Source organism: Akkermansia sp. GGCC_0220, assembly GCF_017566105.1.
Taxonomy (GTDB): domain Bacteria; phylum Verrucomicrobiota; class Verrucomicrobiia; order Verrucomicrobiales; family Akkermansiaceae; genus Akkermansia; species Akkermansia massiliensis.
Window position 1 is genome coordinate 80,438 of the sequence record NZ_JABFCI010000005.1, and the last position, 23,595, is coordinate 104,032.

Annotated in this window: 24 protein-coding genes; 12 read left to right on the forward strand and 12 right to left on the reverse strand. The window is 57.9% G+C overall.

The genetic code is table 11. The features are described 5' to 3' along the window. Positions 1-2 precede the first annotated feature (2 nt). The 5 genes from HJW02_RS05255 to HJW02_RS05275 form a co-directional block, all read right to left on the reverse strand. On the reverse strand, positions 3-2,078 hold the full coding sequence (locus tag HJW02_RS05255) for an acyltransferase family protein (RefSeq protein ID WP_180971087.1): 2,076 nt from the start codon (positions 2,076-2,078) through the stop codon (positions 3-5). A gap of 92 nt (positions 2,079-2,170) precedes the next feature. Then, a complete protein-coding gene (locus HJW02_RS05260) occupies positions 2,171-3,169 on the reverse strand; it encodes a glycosyltransferase family 10 (RefSeq protein WP_102721709.1) in 999 nt (332 codons plus the stop codon). A gap of 122 nt (positions 3,170-3,291) precedes the next feature. Further along, positions 3,292-4,566, reverse strand: coding sequence for a glycosyltransferase (locus tag HJW02_RS05265; protein WP_146017830.1), 1,275 nt, complete (start codon positions 4,564-4,566; stop codon positions 3,292-3,294). Positions 4,567-5,018: 452 nt separating this feature from the next. Continuing rightward, positions 5,019-5,825, reverse strand: coding sequence for a hypothetical protein (locus HJW02_RS05270; protein ID WP_102733212.1), 807 nt, complete (start codon positions 5,823-5,825; stop codon positions 5,019-5,021). 27 nt (positions 5,826-5,852) lie between these two features. Further along, the gene (locus HJW02_RS05275) at positions 5,853-7,007 is read right to left on the reverse strand and encodes a glycosyltransferase (RefSeq protein WP_102721601.1); all 1,155 of its coding nucleotides are present in this window, start codon (positions 7,005-7,007) and stop codon (positions 5,853-5,855) included. Between the two features lie 301 nt (positions 7,008-7,308). On the opposite strand from HJW02_RS05275, the gene rfaD reads away from it, so the two are divergent. Genes rfaD through HJW02_RS05295 form a run of 4 tightly spaced genes read left to right on the forward strand, consistent with a single transcriptional unit; the run spans position 7,309 to position 11,318 of the window. After that, the gene (gene rfaD / locus HJW02_RS05280) at positions 7,309-8,295 is read left to right on the forward strand and encodes an ADP-glyceromanno-heptose 6-epimerase (RefSeq protein WP_102721708.1); all 987 of its coding nucleotides are present in this window, start codon (positions 7,309-7,311) and stop codon (positions 8,293-8,295) included. Positions 8,296-8,316: 21 nt separating this feature from the next. Continuing rightward, a complete protein-coding gene (locus tag HJW02_RS05285) occupies positions 8,317-9,291 on the forward strand; it encodes a glycosyltransferase family 9 protein (protein ID WP_022396404.1) in 975 nt (324 codons plus the stop codon). Next, complete coding sequence (locus HJW02_RS05290; protein ID WP_102721600.1) at positions 9,288-10,313, forward strand: glycosyltransferase family 2 protein; 1,026 nt, start codon at positions 9,288-9,290, stop codon at positions 10,311-10,313. Before HJW02_RS05285 ends, HJW02_RS05290 begins: the two co-directional genes overlap by 4 nt. Positions 10,314-10,334: 21 nt before the next feature. Further along, positions 10,335-11,318, forward strand: coding sequence for a glycosyltransferase family 8 protein (locus HJW02_RS05295; RefSeq protein WP_102721599.1), 984 nt, complete (start codon positions 10,335-10,337; stop codon positions 11,316-11,318). A 13-nt stretch (positions 11,319-11,331) separates the two neighbouring features. Here the strand turns inward: HJW02_RS05295 and HJW02_RS05300 are convergent, their stop codons facing one another. Both HJW02_RS05300 and HJW02_RS05305 read right to left on the reverse strand, forming a co-directional pair. Further along, positions 11,332-12,366, reverse strand: coding sequence for an SIR2 family protein (locus HJW02_RS05300; protein ID WP_180971088.1), 1,035 nt, complete (start codon positions 12,364-12,366; stop codon positions 11,332-11,334). A 112-nt stretch (positions 12,367-12,478) separates the two neighbouring features. After that, a complete protein-coding gene (locus tag HJW02_RS05305) occupies positions 12,479-13,330 on the reverse strand; it encodes a metallophosphoesterase (RefSeq protein WP_102721597.1) in 852 nt (283 codons plus the stop codon). 220 nt (positions 13,331-13,550) lie between these two features. Between HJW02_RS05305 and HJW02_RS05310 the strand changes: the two genes are divergently transcribed. From HJW02_RS05310 to HJW02_RS05345, 8 genes are all read left to right on the forward strand, one after another. Beyond that, on the forward strand, positions 13,551-13,718 hold the full coding sequence (locus HJW02_RS05310; protein ID WP_022396399.1) for a hypothetical protein: 168 nt from the start codon (positions 13,551-13,553) through the stop codon (positions 13,716-13,718). 87 nt (positions 13,719-13,805) lie between these two features. After that, positions 13,806-14,819, forward strand: a complete 1,014-nt coding sequence (locus HJW02_RS05315) for a bifunctional oligoribonuclease/PAP phosphatase NrnA (protein ID WP_146018248.1) — start codon at positions 13,806-13,808, stop codon at positions 14,817-14,819. Between the two features lie 14 nt (positions 14,820-14,833). Next, complete coding sequence (gene truB, locus HJW02_RS05320) at positions 14,834-15,550, forward strand: tRNA pseudouridine(55) synthase TruB (protein WP_240454363.1); 717 nt, start codon at positions 14,834-14,836, stop codon at positions 15,548-15,550. A 4-nt stretch (positions 15,551-15,554) separates the two neighbouring features. Continuing rightward, positions 15,555-16,490, forward strand: coding sequence for a riboflavin biosynthesis protein RibF (ribF, locus tag HJW02_RS05325; protein WP_102721594.1), 936 nt, complete (start codon positions 15,555-15,557; stop codon positions 16,488-16,490). Positions 16,491-16,563: 73 nt separating this feature from the next. Further along, on the forward strand, positions 16,564-16,902 hold the full coding sequence (locus tag HJW02_RS05330) for an aspartate 1-decarboxylase (RefSeq protein WP_067569353.1): 339 nt from the start codon (positions 16,564-16,566) through the stop codon (positions 16,900-16,902). A gap of 41 nt (positions 16,903-16,943) precedes the next feature. Beyond that, positions 16,944-17,423, forward strand: coding sequence for a preprotein translocase subunit SecG (secG, locus tag HJW02_RS05335; RefSeq protein ID WP_022396394.1), 480 nt, complete (start codon positions 16,944-16,946; stop codon positions 17,421-17,423). Between the two features lie 165 nt (positions 17,424-17,588). Next, a complete protein-coding gene (locus tag HJW02_RS05340; RefSeq protein ID WP_022396393.1) occupies positions 17,589-18,230 on the forward strand; it encodes a prepilin-type N-terminal cleavage/methylation domain-containing protein in 642 nt (213 codons plus the stop codon). 158 nt (positions 18,231-18,388) lie between these two features. Continuing rightward, the gene (locus tag HJW02_RS05345) at positions 18,389-19,456 is read left to right on the forward strand and encodes a 3-deoxy-7-phosphoheptulonate synthase (protein ID WP_022396392.1); all 1,068 of its coding nucleotides are present in this window, start codon (positions 18,389-18,391) and stop codon (positions 19,454-19,456) included. 140 nt (positions 19,457-19,596) lie between these two features. Here the strand turns inward: HJW02_RS05345 and HJW02_RS05350 are convergent, their stop codons facing one another. From HJW02_RS05350 to HJW02_RS05370, 5 genes are all read right to left on the reverse strand, one after another. Next, positions 19,597-20,079 (reverse strand): hypothetical protein, encoded by a 483-nt coding sequence (locus tag HJW02_RS05350; RefSeq protein ID WP_102727931.1) that lies wholly within the window; start codon positions 20,077-20,079, stop codon positions 19,597-19,599. A 235-nt stretch (positions 20,080-20,314) separates the two neighbouring features. Next, positions 20,315-21,301: an AEC family transporter gene (locus tag HJW02_RS05355; RefSeq protein WP_022396390.1), complete on the reverse strand. Its 987-nt coding sequence runs from the start codon at positions 21,299-21,301 to the stop codon at positions 20,315-20,317. 54 nt (positions 21,302-21,355) lie between these two features. After that, a complete protein-coding gene (locus HJW02_RS05360; protein ID WP_102721591.1) occupies positions 21,356-22,003 on the reverse strand; it encodes an HAD hydrolase-like protein in 648 nt (215 codons plus the stop codon). After that, the gene (locus HJW02_RS05365) at positions 22,000-22,602 is read right to left on the reverse strand and encodes a sugar O-acetyltransferase (RefSeq protein ID WP_022396388.1); all 603 of its coding nucleotides are present in this window, start codon (positions 22,600-22,602) and stop codon (positions 22,000-22,002) included. Before HJW02_RS05365 ends, HJW02_RS05360 begins: the two co-directional genes overlap by 4 nt. Positions 22,603-22,671: 69 nt before the next feature. Beyond that, the gene (locus tag HJW02_RS05370; protein ID WP_102721590.1) at positions 22,672-23,478 is read right to left on the reverse strand and encodes a methyltransferase domain-containing protein; all 807 of its coding nucleotides are present in this window, start codon (positions 23,476-23,478) and stop codon (positions 22,672-22,674) included. Positions 23,479-23,595 lie beyond the last annotated feature (117 nt).

Genomic DNA, 23,595 nt, shown 5'->3' on the forward strand with positions numbered 1-23,595 from the left:
CGTCAGTTGGACACCGTGCTTTCCATCCCCGGAAAAAGCTGGTCGAGGATGCCGGAAACCATTTTCCTGGAACCGTAAGGGGAAAGGTGGTTGTCGTCACAGTACATCAGGTGCCCCTCGTCTTCTTCCAGCCACCGCCCGTTTTTATGGAAGGCGCCGTGCAGCGGGATAAAGCGGCACAGGCCCGTGGATTCCATGTGCTCCAGCAGGGCGAATACGGGGCGCTGCCGCGTGATGAAGTCTCCGCCCAGCAGGCGGTCCGCGCGGTTGGCGTTCAGCAGCGCATTGCGCCGCATGAGTTTGCGCGGGCCGAAGGTCCATTCAGGCACGGGACCCAGCAGCACGATTTGCTTGCCGGCCTTGCGAAGGCGTGCGCAGGTGTGGAGCAGGCCGTCCGCAACCAGTTGTTTCAGGCGCATGTCCCGGTGGCTGTTGACCAGTTCAATCCAGCGGTTGTGGATGAATACGGTGTGTATCTGGGGAGTGTTTTCCAGCCAGTCCAGAATCAGGTCCATGTTGTGCTCCCAGTGCGGGTACATCATGCGCAGCAGCGTGAGGGAATCCGCGTCTCCGGACTCGGAAATGCCGCTCAGGGGGCATAGCCGCGCCCGGTAGAACAGGCCTGACCGGTTGAGGAGCCGCGCGGCGTCGTCAAAGCCCGGAGAGCTGGCCATGGCATGGCTGTCTCCCATAAGCAGGAAGGAAGGGGGCTGCCCGGTTTTACCCAGCAGTACAAAGGGGTAGTCCGTCACGTCTCCCAGCTCCGGATGATGGGGCTGGATGGCGTTTCCCTTTTCCACCACCGCACGGTCAGGGGGCGTGATGCCGAAGGAGGGCGGGAAGGCCGGCCCCTTCCAGTATTCCGGGAATGATATGTTGTTGGCAGCCACGTGCCAGTAGTCCCGTGCGCCGTCCGTCCATTTGAGCCATTCTCCGGCAAAATCCAGCGTGAGGCACCCTGCCGCCGTGAGCAGGAACGCTTTTGCGGGCTTCCGCCATGCGGCGGCTGTCCTGAAGGGGGTTTCCACGAATTTCCAGGAAAGGAAACCGAGAAGAAGGGAGAGAAGGAACATGCCCGCATAGTCCCGCGGACCGCATTCATTGAAGCAGAAGTAGGTCCAGTACACGATGACGGGCCAGTGCCACAGGTACAGGGAGTAGGAGATTTTGCCGATGCCCGTGCTGAGCGGATGCCTGAGGATGCGCCCGGACCAGCCGTGGCTTCCGTAGCGGATCAGAAGGGCCGCCCCCGTGACGGAAGGAATGGCCGTATATCCCGGAAAGGGGGTGGAGGAGGAATAACAGGCAAAGGGGAGCAGGATGCCGGCCCACCCCGCCAGCCGCAGCCAGCGTATTCCCCGGCCCTGTTCCGTAGCGGCGGGAGCCAGTGCCAGGAGACAGCCTGCCAGGAGTTCCCAGGCGCGGCAGTGAAGCAGGTAAAAGGCCTTGTTATGCTCCAGATTCCCCATGTGGTAGACGGCGGCGAACAGGGAGAGCGCCAGGGCTCCGCAGAGAACGGGCTTGACGGCGTTTTTCCTGAATTTCCAGAGCAGCCACAGGGCGAGCGGAATCGTCAGGTAGAATTGCTCCTCCACGCTCAGGGACCACAGGTTCAGCAGCGGGTTTTCTTCTGCGGCCGGGCTGAAATAGTTTCCTGCGGTCCTGCTGAAATAAATGTTGGTGATGAAGAGGGCGCTTGACCTCACGGTGCGCCCCAGGGTCCGCAGGTCGTCGCAGGCCAGCACCACGCACCCGAAGGCCAGCACGACCGCAATCAGGCAGAAATAGGCGGGCATGATGCGCCTGATTCTCCGGTAGTAAAAGGAGGACAGGGAGAAGTTCCCTTCCTTCAGGCTGCGGACAAGGCCGCCGCCGATCAGGTAGCCGGAGATGACGAAGAAGATGTCCACGCCCGTGTACCCTCCCGGGCAGATCCATTCCTGCAAATGGTACAGGACGACGGCCAGCACGGCAAAGGTGCGCAGGCCGTCGATGTGCGGAAAGTAGGTTCCGTGGGCGGCATTTCCGGCCTGCTGGAGGGAAGGTGAACAAAAGTTTTCAGAAAGGCATTTGTTCATGAGGCGGAAAGGAGGAAAATACAGGGATGGGGGAGAAAGTGAAAAGGGGGAGGGAGAAGCCGGGATGGAGTTGATTTGTCCGGGAGCCTGGGTCAGCGGCTCAGGCGGTTCTTCAGCCGCCGCCATGCCAGGCGCAGCCTGTGGCCGCGTTTTAAAAAGCGCTGGTAGTAGGCAATCCATGTGCCGTCCCCCTTGCGGCGCGCTTCTTCCGGAGACTGGTCGAATATCCGGTAGAGTTTGGCTGTTTCACGTTCCGTTTCTTCCAGGAAGAGGGCTTCCTGTTCCGGGGTTTTCCAGGGGCGGGACATGATTTCACACCACAGGCCGTCGTCTTCGTCCACTTTCTTCACGTAGGCCGCGGCGTCGTCCAGGGTGGGGAAGTCGTGGCAGTTGATGAACGCGGCGGAGTTGAATTCCCTTCCGATGTCCGGATTGCCCCAGTAAATGGGGATGGTGCCCGCAAGCATGCTGGTGACGATTTTCTCGCTGGTGTAGCCGGGGTACCAAGCGTTTTCAAAGGCAATGGAGAATTTGTACGGCTTTTTCATCCGGATGGAGGAGGCGTACCAGTCTTCCGACCGGTGGTCGTCGCCCGGCGTGTTGTTGAGGTGGGGCCCCAGGGAGTTGACGAACCGGACGGCGGAGAGCTTGTGAAAAATGGCGTCCCGGTTGGGATGGGATTTGCGGTTGGCGTAAATGAAGTTGCAGAAGCCCGTTTTGGAGGCCAGGAGGGCGCGGACGTCCAGGCCTTCCTTGCCGCCGTGCACTTCCTGCAAATGGTGGCGCAGGAAGGGGAGTTTGACGGTGCGGTCGCTTCCGGGCACCGTATCCAGCCCGATGTAGTAGTCAAACAGCATGAAGTCCGGGGCGATGGCTTCATGGCAGCCGTACATGACGGTGATATGGCCGGGGGCCCGTTCCAGAAAATCGTAGAACGCTTCCCGGTTGACGTAAAACCAGGGGGTGGCGATCAGGTAGTCGAAGTCGGAATCGTCTTCCACCACGCGGTAACGGTCTTTCAGGAGCTGGTAAATGCCTTCCCTGCCGAAATCCGGAGTGGACTGTAAAAAGGAGATTTTAAGCGTTTTCATGGGAGAAGGCGGGTCGGAGTGGTTGAGAGTGTATGGGGCGGCTCTTTCTTGTCAATGACAAAGGCAGGGGCCGGCCGGGCGTATTGGGGGAAGGTTGCCCGGCGGTTAAACATCAGCCTTTTTCACCCTTCGCGACGGTATTCCCGGAGCGTTTCTTCATACAGGGCGGCGTGCCGCGCGGCAATGACGGGGTAGGAAAACGTTTGTTCGGCGTGTTGGCGGCCTTCCTCCGCCAGGGCCAGCAGGAGCTTTCCGTCCCGGATGAGCCGTTCGCAGTGGCCTGCCATTTGATCCAGGTCTCCCTGGGGAGCCACCAGCCCCGTCCTGCCGTCCAGGACCACTTCCGGAACTCCGCCCGTCCGGAAGGTGACGGAGGGGGTCTTGCAGGCCATGGATTCCAGAGCTACGTTGGAAAGGACGTCCTGAAGCGTGGGATTCAGGAAGATGTCCGCCGCGCTGTAAAGCCCGGCCAGCTTGTTCATGTCCGTAATGAAGCCGGCATTTGTGCTGGGGAAGGGGAATTCCACGTTCTTTTCCTGGTTGCCGAAGAGCAGCAGATGAAGGTTCCTGTGCCCGCGCCGGTACAGTTCCTCCAGCACCAGGGGGATGAAATGGCCTCCCTTGACCGGATTGAACAGGCCGGTTGCGCCGCAGGCAATGACAAAGGCTCCGGACGGGATGCCCAGGGCCGCACGGATGGCCTCCCGGTCTTCCGCCGGGCGGAAGAGGTCCGTATCCACGGGGTTGTAAATCTGGACAATCCTTCTTCCGGGGAACATGCAGCCTTTTTCCACTTCCCTTTTCAGCCAGAGGGAGGGCGTCACCAGCGTCAGGGACGGTATGCGGGCGAAGGAGCGGCGCTTGCGGGAGAACAGCCACGCCGGAAGGCCGCGGAAGAGGCGGGGAGTGCCGAGCTGGGGGCAACTGCCGCGGCATTCGTCCCGGAACCGGTCGCAGTCCATGGTGCAGTGGCACCCCGCGGTGCAGGCAAACATGTCGTGCAGCGTATAGACCAGCGGGCGGCGGATGTGGCTCAGCCGCGTGAAATCCACCGTTCGGCCGCCTATCCAGTGCAGGTGCACCAGGTCGGCTTTCTCCATCTGGGCGGTGTCGAACCCCATGCCCAGCACGTTCAGGGAGAAGGGCAGGTCCCTCCTTCTTTCCGGCAGCAGGGCGTCAAATCCATGCGCCAGATGGCGGCGCAGCGCGTCCGTAGCTCTTCTGGCGGCGGATCTGCTGATTTCCAGGCCGTCTATTCCCTTGCGCCTCCTGAGCAGAAGGACGGATTCCATATCGGAAATATTCCGGTTCAGGGCATCATTCAACCGGTAGGGAGCGGAGCTGGCCGATACGCTGTGGGAGACTTGGAATACTGTCCTGCGTTGAGGAGAAGTCACATAGGGGAGTATGAGGATTAGGAATCCGGCGTCAAGCCTGCAAATCTGAAAGAAAAACGTTTTGGGAAGATTTCGCTTGCCGTTATTCCGTGAACCGGCAGACGCTGGCCCTGATGTCAGGGAGGCTTCTTCTTTCAACAAGAAGCAGGGGAAGCTGGCTCACGGAGGGGCCGCGGCTGTGAAAGGATATTTTGATTGACGGTGTTTTGCGGCTTCGGCGCCTGGGAGCGGAAGATTTCTGGCTATAATAGATATAACTCATTGTATATAATAGTATAAATAATATTAAATAGCCGTTGCTGCGTTCCGGAGGCGATAGGTATCAGGGCCGGGAGGCCGTGGCTCCCGGGAGGTACGCGACCATGAAAGGGAGATGGGGAGAATGTTGATGGAGCGGCAATTGGACCATCCCGGAGGGGGGAAAAGGAGAGCTTTTCCGAGCTGTGGCATCCTTACCGGATTCCTAATCCGCCCTTTTTGGCGGGAAGAAGAAGCTGCCTGCATTTTTGCAGCCAGCCTTTTTTTGCGGTCCGCGGGATTCCCATGTCGCGCCTGTCCTGGAATGGAAAGGAGGAAAGCTGTTCCCAGTCCTCCGCATAGGTTTCCGTACCGTCCAGGGCGGTGATGCCCTGCAGCTTGCACAGGATGGAGAAGATGCTCTGGTCATACCGGTTTTCTACAAAGCCCGGCAGGTTGGGAGAGGCGGAGGGAGAATTGTCCGCCAGGTGCAGATGGTCGTAAAAGACATGGAGCCAGTCCCGGATCAGGTTTTCCGTGACCGGGTTCTTTTTCAGAAAGACGTGCCCTCCCGCAATTTGCTGGGTGTGCGTGACATGGACGTCTTCCCCGGAAACGCCGAAGTGGCGCAGGATGTCCCCCTTGGTCCATTTGTATTCCGGCTGCCCGTTGGTGAAAACCAGCATGCCGCGGCTGTCCCGGTCCAGCATGTCCACATATTCCCGGAAACGCTTCGCTCCGTTAATGTTGATATGGCAGCCTGCATCCAGGTACAGGAGGCGGTCGCCTTCCTGCATGTCCTGCAGGACGTGGTGGATGGACCAGGGTTTCCAGGACCAGTACCCGAATCCCCGGCAGGACGGCGTCAGGTATTTGCCCATGCGGCCGGTGAATTCCGCGGAAAGGTCATGTTCCGTGAACAGCGTGATCTCATCGAAAAATTTCAGCGCTTCCGCCTGCCTGCCCAGCCGTTCCAGGGCGGCCGCCATGCGGGAGTCTGCGAATGAGAGAAAGCGGTTCATTGGTCCGGAAGGTAGGGATAAGGCAATTTACAGGGAAGGCGGCGATGTGTCAAACGGCTCTTCCGGCGAGGCGTTTTTCCCTTGGGAACCGTTGGAATGCGCTTGGGAAAAATGTTCCGCGAGCATTCTTTTGCAGGAATAATAGCGTCCCTTCTGTCCGGGAAGCAGGGAACAGGCCGCCAGCAGGATGCGGCCCCAGCCGTTGGATGGCGGCTGCGCCGAGTTCAGCAGGTCCACCAGTTGCCTGTCCCGGCCCGGCAGGACGGAGAGGAACCGAGCCCCTTCCGCGTTCCGGTAGAACAGGTGCCACCAGTCCAGCAGGGACTGTTGCTGAACGGCGGTCATCTGGTGGAAAAGAGGATGCTTGGAAACGAAGAAAGGCCTGATTTTCCGCACGCCGTAGGCGAACAGGCCTTCATTCTGCCATCCGTGTTCCTTCCAGTAGTCCACGATGTACAGCAGACGCTGGAATTCCTGCACGCATTTGAAGTAGGTGGGGTCATTGCAGCGGCGGGAAAGGGAACCGCTCCGCATGAGGCGGTAGTAATACAGGCAGTCCGGAATGAACAGGAGGCGGGAGGCGTGGGGGACGGCCATCAGCCGGAAGGTTTCATCCTCCGCGCCGGATTTCAGGTTCACATTGAAGCGGAGGCGGTGGGCGTCCAGCATGCTTTTCCGGAACAGCTTGCTCCATACGCAGATGTCCATTTTACCCCAGATGGAGTCCCGGAAGAAGCTGGCCGGGGAGGCGTCCTTTTCAAAATGCCAGGAGGGCGACCTCCTTCTGGCCTCAATGAGCCGGTCCGACGAGTCCTCGAAGACATGGTTGCCGCACTCCACGATGTCCGCATCATGTTCCAGGGCCGCGGAAAAAAGGCGGGAGTACATTTCCGGGGCCACGTAGTCGTCCGGGTCCGCAAAGCCGACGTAAAGGCCCCGCGCCGCATCCAGCCCCGCGTTCCTTGCGGCGGAAACGCCCGCGTTCTGCTGGTTCAGGAGGATGATTCTGCCGTCCTTTTCCTTCCAGCGGAGCAGGTGCGCCCAGGTATCGTCCATGGAGCCGTCATTGATGCAGATGATTTCAATGTTCCGGAGGGTCTGCCGAACCAGGCTGTCCAGACAGTCGTCCACATAAGCGGCTACATTGTAGCAGGGAACGATGATGGAAACGTCGGGACGCATAAGCTTATAATGTATGTAACGGATTTACAATCCGTGGTCAATGATAATTTTTGCAAGATAAATATTACCGAAGGTTTTTAACGTTGTCAGCATGAAAAGAGGGGATGAAGGCCGGGGATTCCCCGGGATGCGCGGGGATTGCGTTCCAACGGTTTTCCGCGTGGACCGGCCAGGGGTTGGAGTATCCGGATTGTAAATTCGTTGAGAATTTGGAGTCCGGGAACGCCTCAAATGGCAGTTGCCTAGGGCCGGGTGGATGTGGTACAAAAGGCCGTACAACTTCTTCATTTATTCTTCTCTTATGATTATTGTCACGGGTGGGGCCGGCTTCATCGGCTCAAACATTGTCGCCGCTCTGGAAAAAGCCGGTAAAAAGGATCTTGTGGTGGTGGATGAGCTGGGCTCTTCCGACAAGTGGAAAAACATCGCCAAGAGAGAGCTGTGCGCCGTGATTCCTCCGGAGGACATGCTTGACTACATGGAGGCGCATGCGGAGGAGATTGAGGCCGTCATTCACATGGGGGCCATTTCCGCCACCACGGAGACGGACGCCGATCTGATCATCCGGACGAATTTCACGCTGAGCTGGCGCCTGTGGGAGTTCTGCGCCCTGTACGGCAAGCAGTTTATTTACGCCTCTTCTGCGGCCACGTACGGGGACGGCTCCATGGGGTTTGACGATGACTCCTCCCTGGAGCACGTCAATGCCCTGCGCCCCCTGAACGCGTACGGCTGGAGCAAGGCCCTGTTTGACCGCAAGGTGGCCCGGGAGGTGAAGGAAGGGCGGCCGGTTCCCCCCCAGTACGCCGGGCTCAAGTTTTTCAACGTGTACGGCCCCAATGAATACCACAAGGGGGGGCAGAAGAGCGTGGTGGCCCACATTTTCCCCCAGGTGAAGGTGAATGAAACGGTGAAGCTGTTCAAGTCCTACCATCCCGACTACCGGGACGGCTGGCAGCTCCGGGACTTCGTGTGGGTGGGTGACTGCGTGAACGTGGTGCTCTGGCTGCTGGACCATCCGGAGGTGAGCGGATTGTTCAATGTGGGGTCCGGGGAGGCGCGCTCCTTCTACGATCTGGCGAAGGCGGCGTTCAATGCGCTGGGGCTCCAGGAAAAGATCGCCTACCGGGAGATGCCTGAAGAGCTCAAGGGCAAGTACCAGTATTATACGCAGGCGGACCTTTCCAGGCTGCGCGCCGCCGGCTATGCAGCCCCCATGACTTCCTTGGAGGACGGCGTGCGCCAGTACGTGCAGAAATATCTGGACAGGGAGGACAGCTACGTTTAACCCGCATTCCTTTTTCCGCCCATGCCCGCACAGCGCATTCTGATGATCAAGCACGGCGCCCTTGGCGACGTGGTGCTTGCCATGGGGACGATGAAGCGGCTCCGGGAGCTCCATCCGGAGGCGCATATCACCCTGATGACCATGGGGATGTTTGTTCCCATGGCGGAACAGCTCGGGGTGTTTGACGATTTCATTGTGGACAACCGCCTGCCCTACCGGAAGCTTGGCGCCACGTGGGGGGCCATCCGTTCCATCGTGAAAGGGAATTTTGACGTGGTGTACGACCTCCAGGAATCTTCCCGCACCAGGAAGCGTTATTATCCCGCCGTCCGCTTCCTGCTGGACCATGACATGGACTGGGTGGCCTGCAATTCCGGGGAACGGCGCAGGCTGCTGAAAAAAGGCGGCTTCCGGTTTGGCAGGGTGGTGAAGGAACCGTTCCACCTGGAACGCGTCCTGACGGACCTCTCCTTCATGCACGGGGAAGGGCTGCATTTTGACGAGCTTCCGGAACGCTACGTGATGATGATTCCGGGCTGTTCCCCCAGCCATCCCTACAAGCGCTGGCCCGTGGAGAATTTCTGCGCCCTGGCCCGGCGCCTGGCGGAAAGGGGCATTTCCTCCGTCGTGATCGGCACCCGGGCGGAGGCTGCGGAGGTGGAGGCCATTGCCGCCAGCTCCCCCCTGGCCGTCAGTTTCCTGGGCAAGTCCACCCTGATGGATATTCCCCAGATGGCGCTCCGTTCCCTGGCCTGTGTGGGCAATGATACGGGGCCTACGCACATGTGCGCCTATGCCGGGGTCCCGGTGACCGCTATTTTCTGCCACCGGACGCGCAAGTCCGCCATTACGGCCCGGTGCATTTCCAACCTGATTTCCCCCGGCTCTATTGAGGAAATTACGGTGGACCAGGCGTGGTCCACGCTGGAGCCCTTCCTGCCCCCGCAGGAAGAGCTTGAACCTGCAAAAATGGCGGCCACTCCGCAGGCGTCATGACGGCTCCCGTGAAAATTTCCGTGCTGGTTCCGGTTTACAATGTGGAACCGTATCTGGCCCAGTGCCTGGAAAGCATCTGCGCACAGACGCTCCGGGAGCTGGAAGTGGTTTGCGTGGACGACGCTTCCACGGACGGGTCCCTGTCCATCCTGCGGGAGTTTGCGGAGCGGGACCAGCGGGTGAAAGTGGTGCAGGCCCCGGAAAACGGCGGCCTTTCCCGCACCCGGAACCTGGCGATGAGCCATGCGCAGGGAGAATACCTGGTGCTGGTGGATTCAGACGACTGGCTGGAAACGGATTTGCTGGAGGAGATGTACAGCCGTGCGAAGGCGCTGGACGCCGACAAGCTGGTGTGCGGGTTCCGGTATTATTATGAGTCCGACCCCGGAAGGGAGGACCGGTTCCTGCCGGAGGACATCGCGCCCCCCGGAAAGGGATGGATTCCCTGTACGCCGGAAACCATCGGTAAAATACACCATGGAGCGGGCGGCATGATGATACGGCGTTCCGTTGTGGAGGAGCATGGCATCCGGTTCCCCGAGGGCGTTGCCTGCGAGGACCTGTATTTCCACTATGCCGCCTTTCCGCGGTGCAGAAGGGTGTGTGTGGTCAGCAGGGCGGCATACGTTTACCGCAAGCGCGCCGGGTCCATCACCAGCGGCTTTGCGTCCGGCAGTTCCCTTCAGTCGCTGGATTACCTGACGGTGGCGCAACTGGTGCTGGAAGAGTGGAAACGAGCCGGAATCCTGGAGGAATACAGGGCGGCTTTTCTGAAAATGCTGGTGATGGGCGTGCGGAATATCCGCAAGTACGCCCCCCATGCCGTCCAGAAAGAGGTCACCCGGAAAGTGTTCCGAATGCTCCGTGAAGAAAACCTGTACCGTCCCGGAGAGGAGGATTCCCGCCTGTCCCGCCGGGAAGAAAAACTGCTGAAAACCTGGCTGGCCGGAAAATCCGGCTTGGACTTTTCCTATTACTGGAAGAGAATGCGCAAAGCGGGCGCCCGGCTGCTGCGCCGCTGACACCACCCGAACGATCGACCGATGAAGAAGAATGAATTTGCCGTCGTCCTGGCCAGTGACAACCGGGGCATCCTGCCTTTGAGCGTTACCGTCTTTTCCCTGCTGAGCACCGCTGCTCCGGAAACCTTTTACAAGATTTACATCCTTTCCGACGGCATTGACGGGGAGAACCGGAACAGCGTTGAGCGCCTGGCGGCCCCGTTTGAGTGCCGGTTGGAGTTCATAGACGTTTCCGGCATTCTGGAGGAGCACGACTTTCCCCATACGGAACAGTGGCCCGTGCCCGCCTGGGGCCGCGTGTTCATCCCGGAGTTATTGAAGGAGGAGCGGGGCAACATCCTGTATCTGGACATTGACGTTCTGGTTTGCCGGGATTTGACGGAGCTGTTCCGGACGGATATGTCCGGCAACGCGGTGGGAGTGGTGTTTGAGAATTTTTCCAGGCCCGGCTCCCATTTCAACGAGCGCCTGGAGATGCCGCTGACCTGCACGGGGTATTTCAATTCCGGCGTGCTGCTGATGAATGTGGACGTTTTCCGGGAAAAGAACCTGGTCAGGGCCGTGCTGGATTATGCCGTCAGCCACCGGGACAGGCTGACCTGTCCGGACCAGGACGCGCTGAACGGCGCCCTGTGCGAGCTGACCGTGCCGCTGCATCCGCGCTGGAACTGGCATGACGGCCTGACGCGCCGCATCCTGAAGAACGACCCCAGGGAACGGTTCTGGCGAGGAGTGACGCCCCGCCAGGCGGTGGAAGCGGCGCTGGAACCGGGCATTCTGCATTACCAGGGGGTGCACAAGCCCTGGCGGTATAATTGGCGCTATGAAGGGGAACGTTACGAACGCGCCATGCGTGAAGCCGGGCTGCTGCATGGCCCGCTGCCCGGAAGAACCCTCCCGGCCATCCTGAAAAAGCACCTTTACCGGCCTGTTTACCGGATGACCAGGAATAAAATTCTCAGGTTGCAAAAGCAGTTTGAGAAGGAGGATGGCACATGCTCCTGAAGCCGGATGCGGGTTAATGTGCCTGTTTTATTCTGTACTGGATATCACGTAAAACCGCCCGGTAATACTTCTCGTAATCCGTACCTTTCGCGTTTTTTCCGGGAGGCGTGGGCGAAGAAGAGCAAACCTCCACATCAAATTCTTCCAGAAGGGCTTTCATGGCTTTGGCGGGCTGGCCGTAGAAAACGATGCGGTTTTGGATGCAGCGCGCCTTTTTTGAATCGCGCAGCCATCGTGACCGGAGGTTCAGGATGTACAGCAGGTCTATTTCTTCCGAAGAAAGATTCAGCCCCATGATGTAAACGTTGGAAAAGAAAAACAGGTCAATCCATGATTCCTCCAGTTGAAGCTGCGGCTTGCGCAGCTTTTCCGGGATGCCCGCTATTTCTTTTTTCTGTTTTTGGACCCAGTAAGTGTAGGTTCCCTTTAAATAGCTGTCAATTTTACCGATGCAGCCGCAATAGTGCTCATACCCGTATTGAATCGTGAAGGAGGAGGGTTTTTCATTATAGGTGCCGTGAATGTTCCAGATGCGGAGGGAGCGGCGTTCCTTCTCCATGCAGACATGGCGGCGGATGCTGTATTTGGTTTCCGAATTCCGGCGCTGGCTTGTCTTGTAATGCTGTGATTCCAGGATCTGCACCAGGAACGTGTCGTAATTGGTGGTCAGATAGTCGTCTATTGGAAGGGCGGCAAGCTGGTGTAAAACGGAGCCGGGATATTTCTGCGGGGTGAACTCTTCCAGTTTCTTCTTGAGCCGGTCACGCACATCGGAGGATACTTTGCCCATGTCGGCTTCCGGATGCCGTTTTTGTTTTTTCAGGATCAAATACTCGTAAATCAGGGGAAAAGGCAGATAGTCCCCCTGGTCTCTGAACGGGCAATAGATGTCTTGCTTGCAGCCTTCACCGCCGTTGCAGGGAGGGCAGACGGTTTCCTTGAGCAGGTCAATGCTGCTTGGGCTTCCCAGTGTGCGGATCAAACCGTTGCCAAACAGGACGGCGTTCTTTCTGAGGGTGGATTTGGTATTGGTGGAAGGAGTCATCATGGAAAACAGCGGAACCATTCTCCATGCTGGTCCATGGCCGCGAAAAATCAAGAAACAAAGAAAAATCCTTTTCCCGCCGCCGTCTAGTCCGGCATGAAAAGGGCTGCCGGCGTCAGTGCAGTTCCAGCAGATAGATCTCCGGAGGGCAGTTGAAGCGGAGGGGGAGCGTGCTGGTTCCCAGCCCCTTGGTAATCAGATAGGTGTTGCCGCCGGAAATATGCCAGGGGTAGGTGTAGGGCTGGGCGTGTTCCGGGCTGGCTTCAAACCACAGGAGATTGAAGGGAAGGCGTATCTGGCCGCCGTGGGTATGGCCGCTGATGACGATGTCCGCGTCCCCATGGGAAAGCATGTGATCCGCTTCCGGACGGTGGGAAAGCAGGAAATGGGGTATATCCGGGGACTGGCGCTTGGGGAGCCGTTTTTTGGAATTGCGCGAGGTGTCCAGCATTCCGGATAGCTGGAGCTGCCTGCCGTCCTTGAACGTGACAAGCGCGCTTTGGTCTTCCAGCACCGTGATGCCGGCCCGGGTCAGTTCCTTGCGCCAGTTGTCCCAGTCGAAGGTGAAGTCATGGTTCCCCTGGATGGCGAAGACGCCGCAGGGCGCTGCCAGCCCCCGCAGCAGCCGGGCGGCCGCGGCGGGGCTCATGCTGGCGTTTCTGCTGGCGCCGCGGGCATAATCCCCTACCAGCAGGATCAAGTCCGGCTGAAGCTGCATGATTCTCCGGACGTAGCGCAGCGCCCTCACTTCATCAAAGGCCGTGGGCATCAGGTGAAGGTCTCCGGCAATGACGACTTTAACGGGTTTTCCGCGGCCGTTCCACTGGGGGACGCGGTAGTCCACCTTCCGGACGAACAGAAGATTGGGTTCTATCAGGTACGCCCAGGTAATGCCGGCTACGCCGAGCGCGCAGACGCCCAGCAGCAGGGTGCCGAAAAGCCGGAGTATTCTGACGGAGAAGGGCATGGAAGGGAAGCGGCTTGGCAGAGACTATAATTCCTGAGGACCGCAGGCGAGCGATTTATGCGTCTTGCCATTTGAGAAAGGCCCGATTGCGGGGAGAAGCAGGCGGAAAGGCGCCCCCTTGGGAGATTTTAGCAAATTTGATTGACGGGCGCCCGCATGGTATGCTTTTATGCTCCAAGATATTTCCATATCCTTTATCACCCATCATTTAACCACGCATATGAAGAAGATTACCGTTATGGCTCTTGCCGCTTTTGCGGCGAGCATCATGGCTTCCTGCTGCTGTCAGGATCAGGGTGCTCCCCCCCTGACCCCCCTTCCCAAGTTCAATGACCTGAACCAGCCCGCCGTGGATGTGGCTCCGGTGGTCATGAAGTCCAAGAAGTAATCCTCTTCCGGGATTAGGTACGACTTTTCAAGCCGCACTTGGTGATTGTCCAAGTGCGGCTTTTTCTATAAAAATGCGGCAGAACATATGGAAGATTGGAAACATTGTCCCGAATTTGCGCCTTTGGCGGACCTGTTCCGCAGACATGACAGCTTTGCGGTAATTGCGCACGTGCATCCGGACGGTGACGCCATCGGTTCCACGCTGGCGCTGGGGGAAGCCCTGAAGCAGATGGGCAAGAAGGTGGTGATGATGAACGAGGACGGCGTGCCTTCCAATCTGGCCTTTATGCCGGGCGTGGAAAATATCATCCCCACGCCCGATGAGCCGGTGGACGTGGAAGTGGCCGTTTCCGTGGACAACGGCGCGTTCAAGAGGCTGGGCGAACGCAGTCTGAAGGCCCTGGCGGGAGTGAAGGTGTGGGCGAACATCGACCACCACCAGACTAATGAATTGTTCGGGGACGTGCAATGCGTTCTGCCGGACGAGTGCGCCACGGGTGCGGTGCTGTATTATTTTTTCAAGTATCTGGGCGTTCCCATTACCCCGGTGATGCGTGACGCCCTATACGTGGCCGTCAGCACGGATACGGGTTCCTTCCAGTACCAGATGACGACGGCGGCCGTGATGGAGCTGGCCGCGGATTTGATCCGGATGGGCGTTGACGTCCAGGACATCAACCGCCAGCTTTACCAGGAAAAGCCCTGGGTGAAGATGCAGCTGATGCGCGAGGCGCTGAACGGCATGAGGCTGACGCCGGACGGCAGGATTTGCACGTTCTGCCTGACGAATGAGGCGAAGGCACGGATCGGCAGCCGTCCGGAGGACACGGAAGGCCTGATCGACCTTTTGCGTTCTGTGCAGGGGGTCTGGCTGGCCGCTTATCTGGAGGAGGCGGCGGACGATCCCCGCATCCGCATTTCCCTGAGGTCCAAGACCCCTGAAATATCCGTGGCGGAGCTTGCCTCCCGTTTTGGAGGCGGCGGACATGCCATGGCCGCCGGAGTGCGCATCAGGGGACCCATTGAAGAAGTGCGCCTCACCATCCTGAAGGCCATGCAGGAGGAAGTGGAACGCGTGCTCCAACAGCAGATTTCATGAACGCTTCAGATTCCATGCAAGCTCCCTCGGGCGTCCTGTTGATTGACAAGGCGCAGGACATGACCTCCCACGACGTGGTGGCGATTGCGCGCCGCTCCCTGGGGATTAAGAAGATCGGCCACTGCGGCACGCTGGACCCCATGGCTACGGGGCTGCTGATGCTGGTGGTGGGAAAGGCAACCAAGCTTCAGGACAAGCTGATGTGCGAACACAAGGAATACGCCGGAACCCTGACGCTGGGAGTGGAGACCTCTTCCCAGGACGCCATGGGGGAAGTGGTGGCGGAGTATTCCGTGGACGGCGTGACGGAACAGGCCGTGCGCGAGGCGTTTGACCGGTTTGACGGCGCTTTTGAGCAGATTCCCCCGATGGTTTCCGCCATTAAAAAGGACGGCGTCCCGCTGTACAAGCTGGCCCGCAAGGGTCAGGAAATTGTGCGGGAGCCGCGGCCCGTGGAGGTGTTCGGCCATCAAATTTCCCGCGTGGCCGTTCCGGAAGTGGACTTTACCGTTCAATGCTCCAAGGGTTTTTACGTGCGTTCCTATGCGTATGACATCGGGAAGGCGCTGGGCTGCGGAGCGCATTTGAGCGCCCTCCGGCGCACCAGGTCCGGCTCTTTTACGCTGGAGCGCGCCGTTACGGTGGATACCCTGAAAACCGCCCCCAGGGAGGAGCTGTTCCGGGCCATGCTTTCCCTGGAGGAGCTGGCGGACATTCTGATTGCCAGGTAGCAGCATGGTCATTTACCGGGAGTTCAAGGAACTGAAGGGTGTTTCTTCCCCCGTGCACTGGGCCATGGGGATGTTTGACGGGCTGCACCTGGGGCATGCCGGAGTGATTGCCGCAGCGGTGGAAGGCGCGGCCCGTGACGGAGGCATTGCCGCCGTGCTGACGTTCCGCACTCATCCGCTGGCCCGTGTCCGCCCGGAAAGCGTGCCGCCTGCCATTATGGCGGTGGATGCGGAAAAGTTCGCCCTGATGGAAGAGCTGGGGGTGAAGATGGTGCTGACGCTGGAATTTTCCTCCCGGCTGGCTTCCATGAGCCCGGAGGAATTCATCAGGGAGCTCTGCGCTTCCTGCCGCGTGGCGGAGATTGCCGTGGGGGAAGACTGGCACTTTGGCCGAGGCCGCGCGGGCGATGTGGAAACCCTGCGCCTTTTGTCCGGCCGCTACGGGTTCCGGGTGACGGCCGTTCCGCCCATCCTGCGGGACGGGGAGCGCGTGAGCAGCACCCGGATTCGCGAAGCCGTGCGTGCGGCGGATTTTTTACAGGCGGCCGGCATGCTGGGCCGTCCCTACCGCTGGAGGGGCCCGGTGATTCATGGACGCCAATTGGGACGCCTGCTGGACTACCCCACGGCCAATATGAAGCCCGGCTGCGGGTTGCAGCCTCCTCATGGCGTTTACGCCGTACGCGCCCGGGTGAACGGGGCGGAATATGGGGGCGTCGCCAACCTGGGGGTGCGTCCCACGGTGGAGGGGGATGCGGGGGAACTGTTGCTGGAAACGCATTTGTTCGGCCAGCCGGGGGACATTTACGGACAGGAAATGGAAGTGGTGCCGGTCCGGTTCCTGAGGGCGGAAACCAAATTCCCCTCCCTGGAAGAACTGAAAAGCCAGCTTGCCCGGGACGCCGCCCAGGCCGCTGAGGTGTTGAGACGGGATAAGTAAGACACAGAAAACCGTAAAATGGAGGATGACGGCTTGACCGAAAGAGCGATCGGGGGTTTGTTGTTCGGACGTCATGTTGGTTGAGCAGTTAAAATCAAAAATCCATCGCGCCATGATTACCCGTGGCGATGTTCAATATGAAGGCAGTATTGAAATTCCTGCCGATTTGATGGCCGCTGTGGACCTGTGGCCCGGAGAAAAGGTCCTCGTGGCGTCCGTCACGTCCGGAAACCGTCTGGAAACGTATGCCCTGCAGGGGCCTGCCGGTACGGGGAACATCATCATGAACGGCGGCGCGGCCCATTTGATCAAGACGGGCGAACGGGTGGTTATCATGAGCTTTGCCCTGTCGGACAAGCCCATCGTTCCCAAGAAAATCGTTTGCAACGAGCATAACGAAATCATTTCCTAGACTTTACAAACCATCTGAATTCACACATACTCCCCGCGTTCATGAACCTTTTTTTAGCAAATTCACTTAATATCAGCATTCAGTTACTCTTTGCCGTTCTGGTGATTGTGTCACTTCTCCTCCTGGGCGTGGTGCTTATGCAGAGACCCAAGCAGGAAGGGCTGGGAGCCGCTTTCGGCGCCGCCATCACGGACCAGGCCTTCGGCGCGCGGACTACGGATGTGCTGAAAAAAGCTACGGTGTACTTCGGCTCCGCCTTCATGATTCTTTGCCTGGTGCTGGGCATGCTGATCAACCGCCAGCACGTCAAGAGCTCGGAAAGCCTGCTGAGCCCGGAAATGATGAAGGCCGCCGCCAAGCAGGAAGCCTCCGTTCCCGCCAAGACGCCGGAAGAACTCCAGCAGGAGGAGCTGCGCAGGCGCGCCGCTGAGGCGGAAGCCGCTTCTTCACAGGCTCCGGCTCCCGCTGTGCCGGAAGCTCCCGCTCCTGTCTCTCCGGAAGCTCCCGCTCCCGCTAATTAAAAGAATGTTCTTTTTAAACGCCCCGGCCGTCTTCCGACAGCCGGGGCGTTTGCATGCCGGGGCCATGCGCCGCATGTTTGCCGCTCCGGAAACACGCTTTGAAATTGGCGGTTCCGGTTGTTTTCCGCTTGCCCTGAACCGTAATTGCGCTACTCTTGGCAAAGTATGAAGGCACCTTTTTTGAACCGTAAATCCAAGGGATTCACGTTGATTGAATTGCTTGTGGTGATCGCCATTATCCTGACGCTGGCCGGCATTGCCATGACGGTGGTGAACGGCGTGATGGAAAAATCACGGGTTACCACGGCGCGGAGCGATTGCAACGGTTTGCAGACAGCCGTTGAGAACTACATGCTGGACAACGGCCGCGTTCCCGTAGCCTGGAGCGGACGGGAAATGGCCAAGCAGGCCCGCAAGGACGGACAGTATTACATGACGACCGCCGTGGATGACGACAGCCGCATCATGAGCATCCTGACCAACTACATGGACCGCGGGGATGAAGACAGGAAGCTGAATCCCAAGAAAACGGCCTATTTCAACACCACGACCACGGATGTGGAAGGTTCTCCCGGCCTGTTCTTTGAAAGCCGCGGCCGCGTGGGCCTGATGGACCCGTGGGAATCCCCCTACCACATCATTTTGAATGCCAATCCCGACGACCGCACCCCCCGCGTCCAGGTCGGTTCCCGCATGGTGACCAAGAACGTGGCCGTTTACAGCGTCGGCAAGGACAAGCAGGGCAGCACGGAGGATGGCCACATCAACAATCCGGAAATGACGGAAGACAACGTGACTTCCTGGTAACGCATTCCGGGACCGCCTGTTGAGAGGCGGGACCGATTTATTTTGCGGGGCTTCCGGCTTATGGCCGCGAGGCCCCGCGATATATTCAGGCATATTGCCTCCAAACCGTATTTTTTTCTTTTCAACCACTCTCAAAAACCCCTCAATAAGTCCCAGACATGAACTGGTTCAAAACAGACGACGTACGCATTCAAGACATCGAGCCCCTGATTTCCCCCGCCATCCTGATCAAGGATTATCCGGCGACCACGGAAATCGCTAAAATGGTGGCTACGACCCGCAAGAATGCGGAGAACATCATTTCCGGCCACGACGACCGCCTGCTGGTGGTGGTGGGGCCGTGCTCCATCCATGATCCCCAGGCCGCAGTGGACTATGCCTCCCGCCTGAAGGAGCAGATGGCGCGCTTTGAGAAGGATCTGGTGATCATCATGCGCGTGTATTTTGAAAAACCCCGCACCACGGTGGGCTGGAAGGGCCTCATCAATGACCCGTTCATGAACCATACCTTTGACATCAACCGCGGCCTCCACATGGCCCGCGGGCTGTTGCTGCGCCTGGGTGACATGGGGATTCCCGCCGCCACGGAGTTCCTGGACACCATCACCCCGCAATATATCGCGGACCTGATTACGTGGGGAGCCATTGGCGCGCGCACCACGGAAAGCCAGGTGCACCGTGAACTGGCCTCCGGGCTTTCCATGCCCGTGGGATTCAAGAATGGCACCAGCGGCAGCCTCCAGATTGCCGTGGACGCCATCATTTCCTCCTCCTGCCCGCACTGCTTCCTTTCCGTGACCAAGCAGGGTGTTTCCGCCATCGTTTCCACCACGGGCAACAAATCCTGCCACCTGATTCTGCGCGGTTCCTCCCTGGGCCCGAATTTCGATGACCAACATGTGAAGGAAGCAGCGGAAGCCTTGCAGAAGGCCGGCATCAACAACCGCATTATGGTGGACTGCTCCCACGGCAACAGCTGCAAGGATTACCGCAAACAGCCGGCGGTGGCCGCCAGCATCGCGGAACAGATTTCCGACGGTTCCGACCAGGTGGTGGCCGTGATGATTGAGAGCAACATCGTGGAAGGGGCCCAGCCGCTGAGTTCCGACCTGGTGTACGGCAAGAGCATCACGGACCAGTGCATCGGCTGGGACACCACGGTGGAAGTGCTGGAAAACCTTGCCGCCGCCGTCCGCAAGCGCCGTGCCAAACGGCAGGAAGCGTAAGTCTTCCGGTGTTGGCGGAAGACATTCCTAGTGATTAAGGACCAGGGGGTACGCCTTGGGTGATTGTACCCGGAAGCCGTAGTTCCAATCCTTTATATCCGGTTACTTTTCATTGGCCCTTCGGCGTTTTTGCCGGAGGGTCAATGGTCGTCTCCCCACAGGTAGGAATGGCGTTCGGAGATTGTTTTGCCGTGGTTGTCCTTCAGGACGAGCTTCCATGCGAGAATCTCCCCTTTTGTTTTGGCTTCATCCCCGATGAATTCAAAAACGGAATTTTGCGTGCCTCCCTTTCTCCCGGCAGGGTAGGAAATGGATTTCGTCAGGACGGCTGAACCTGTTTTTCCCTGGCGGTACATCATGACCAGGGTGGCCGCCTGTTCCGGGTTCGCATCATTCCAGGTGACGAAGTAGTATTGGCCCAGACGCTGGAGGCGCTGTTGCTGGGAGACGGCGCCATGCAGCAGGTAAGTAGCCTGGGAGCGGTGCATGCCTACATCTTCTGCAGGAACCACCGTGGTTTTCAAGGGAACCTCCCGCACATGTTCAATCCGGGAAACCTGCTCCGCACAGGAAAACAGGACCGGCAGTACGGCGGCAGTGCAAAGGGGAGCAGGAAACTTCATGGAGCCCATTCAATACACATCCGCCGGGGGAGTCAACACAAAGGTGGGAAAGCTTCAGCATGGAAATGTGGTGGGGCCCAGAAAGAATAAAGGCGTTCCAGGACTGGAATGGTTCTGCTGATGGAGTATCCAACAAGGGAACCGCATCCATGAACGGGAAAGGTTCCGGAAGCACGGAGCTGGCCCGTTTGACTGCCCCGTGTCCCAGCCGGGCGATGACGCTGCCGCGCCGCCTTTAATACAACGGCACGACCAGTGAGGAACCCAGAGCCAGCCAGCAGGGCAGCGTAAGGAAGGAAGCCACGGTAGTGGTCAGCAGGATTTGGGTGCCCAGGTCGGGATGGCCGCCGAAGCGTTTGGCCAGAATGACCGGGATGACGGCGGAGGGAATCGCCGCCTGGATGATGATGACGCGCTTGATATAGTCGTCCACCGGCAGGAAATAGGCCATCAGGAGCAGCAGCGCCGGAGCCAGTCCCAAGCGCGTCAGCAGCCCGCAGATGATGGGTTTGGGCTCCCACTTCATGTTGTGCCACAGGTCTCTCATGGAACAGCCGAACAGGATCAGGCACAGGGGCGTGGCGCAGTTGCCGATCATTTCAAAGGTTTTCATGAGAGGCGGCTGGGCTACATAGGTTCCCAGGCCGGACCAGGCGAGCGCCAGGCCCACGATGACCGCCAGCAGGGGGCCGCGGAAGAAGACGCCCATGTTCAGGTTGCCCGGACCGCCTGCGATGATGATGACGCCGATGCTCCATACGACCAGTTCACACCCCACGTTGTGGACGAAAAGGACGCCCAGCGTGGGGTCATTGCTGGCCGTGAACAGCATCTGGATAATGGGAATGACGAAAAAGGCGTAGTTCTGCACCCCCGCCGTCAGGGTGAAGGTGCGCAGGCCCGTGCCGATGCGCATGCGCAACATTTTGGCGACCAGCCATGCGGACGCGATGCCCAGCAGAAGTTCCAGCGCTCCGGCTGCAATAGCCTGGAGGGAAAAGGAAACGCTGCTGAGCGTTTCATTCCCGGAGAGCACCATGTACTTCATGATGCTGTGGAAGACGAGGCAGGGATAGGCCACATCCATCGCGATGCGCATGATGGGCGCGTCATGGTCCGCCTGGATGACCTGCTTGTGGCGCAGATAGAAACCCGTGGCGAAGAAAAGATAAACGGGAATGGTGGAGAGGAAGGAAGTGAGGATGATGGAACCGGTGTCCATGGCGGCAGGATTGCAGGGCGCGATTGATTAAGGCAAATAAAAAAACGGAACAGGTTATGTGTTTTCCCGCGTCCGGAGCAGGAAATGCGACAGGTCCCTGATGCTGAAAAATACTTTTGAAGGGTTGGCTTCTTCCAGGCCGCGGATGTCCGCGGTAGTTCCCCAGGCGGCGGACAGGCAGGTCACGCCCGCTTTCCTGCAGGCGGTTACATCCGATACCGCATCCCCGACGTAATAAAATTCATCCTTTGCCAGGTGGCAGTCATGCAGCAGTTCCCCAATGGCTTCCGCCTTGTTCGGCCTGTCTTCCGCACCGGTCTTGACAGAGCAGAACAGATCCTGCATGCCGAATTGTTCAAGCGTGATGCGGCAGCTCTTTTCTCCTTTTCCGGTAATCAGGGCAACCAATATTCCCTCCTTTTTCAAGGTGTTGATCAATTCGCGAATGCCTTCATACGGTTCCGGGCATTCCTCATGCATCTTTTCATAAACCGGGTAAAAATCATGAAGGGCTTCCTGCCATTTTTCCCCGGCGACCATTTTAATCATTCCTACTTCATTCAGGCCGAAGGTCTGCGTAATTTCCCGTTCGCTCAGCGTACGGCCCGCGTAGGGGGAAACTGCTTTTTCAAACGCCCGGATGCACATGGGGACCGTCTCCCCTATCGTCCCGTCCAGGTCAAAAGCGATCAGTTTAATCATTGTTCGCGATTCCCGTTGATTTTACGGATAACCCTGCAGGGGTTCCCCGCCGCCAGGCTGTCGGGGGGAATGTTTTTGGTGACCACGCTTCCGGCGCCGATGACGCTGCCTTTTCCGATCGTGATTCCCGGCAGGATGATGACGCCGCCGCCAATCCAGCAGCCGTCTTCTATCGTCACCGGAAGGGCGAAGGTATGGCGAATGTATTCCATGCCCTCCGCCGTTTCCACGGGAGTGAGGCGCTCATTCAGCTCAATGGGGTGCGTAGCGGTGTAAATCTGCACATTGGGAGCGATGAGCACATTGCTGCCGATGGTGATCCTGTTGCAGTCCACGAACGTGCAGCCCGTATTGACGGTGACGTTGTTCCCGATGTGGATGTTGCGCCCGTAGTCGCAGGTGAAGGAATGACCGATGGATACTTTGGCGCCGATGCTGCCCAGCATTTCCTTCAACACCTGGCGCTTTTCCTCCTTATGGTCGTAAGGCAGGGAATTGTACTTCATCAGGAGCCGGTGGGTCTTGCTCTTGAATTCCAGAAATACCGGGTCATGGCAGTCATACCATTCGCCCGCCATGCATTTTTCCAGTTCAGTCATTGTCTTTTTCCCTTTGTTGTTGATTATGGACTGTGGCAGCCATTCTGCCGAGCGATCGTGAATGAATGCTCATTTTGCAGGGTATGCAGATGCTTTCAAGCTAAATGACATGGGATACTTGTCCCTGTTGCAGCTATACGCATATAGCCCTTTCTTTGAAGAAGAAGCCTGCATATTTCCAGAATCATAAAAGTTTTCAGCATGTTCATTAAAATATTCAATGTGCAGACCGGCCCTCGTCAATGAATTAATAATATCCGAAACCGTATGCATCCAGAAATAGGATTTTACGCCATCTTTCGGTTCACAGGCGTATCCGCCGATGGAACTATCCACAGAGGGAATTTTACTGAAATAGGGGTATTTAATCTCGAAAACTTCCTTGTCCAGTTTGCTCTCATCAAAGGAAAGAAAAAATGGGTGTGAATCAAATACATACAAATAGCCGTTATCCTTTAAAAGGCTGCGAATGGTATTCGCCCATACATTCAAATCGGGAAGCCATCCCAATACTCCCTCCGAGGTAAAGACAATATCGTATTTTTCACCATGAACTTTTGATAAAGTCATGATGTCGGCTTCAATGAATTTTACGTTTTTAAAATTAAGATCGCCGGCAAGTTTATTTGCAAAAAATATGTTGTCAGGAACTAAATCTACCCCGACCACGCTTTTAGCTGTTTTGGCAAGTATCAATGTATCTGCACCGGTATTACACTGTAAATGGATTATTTCCTTGCCTGATATGTCACCCAGTTCTTCCTGTATATAATAGTTCAAGTGAAGATCATCATCACTTAGTAAAGCTTTAAAGTGATGATAATGCTCTTCTGATATTTTACCCCAAGCCTGCTTGTTAGATTCAATTTCAATCATACGATATTGCCTTCTTGTTATTATAAATACCTTTTTTACTCATCCATCGCAGGAAGTGATATACGATGCTATTCTGCAAATTACCAGCAGGGAGCAGCGGTGCACCGCCCCTTGCCA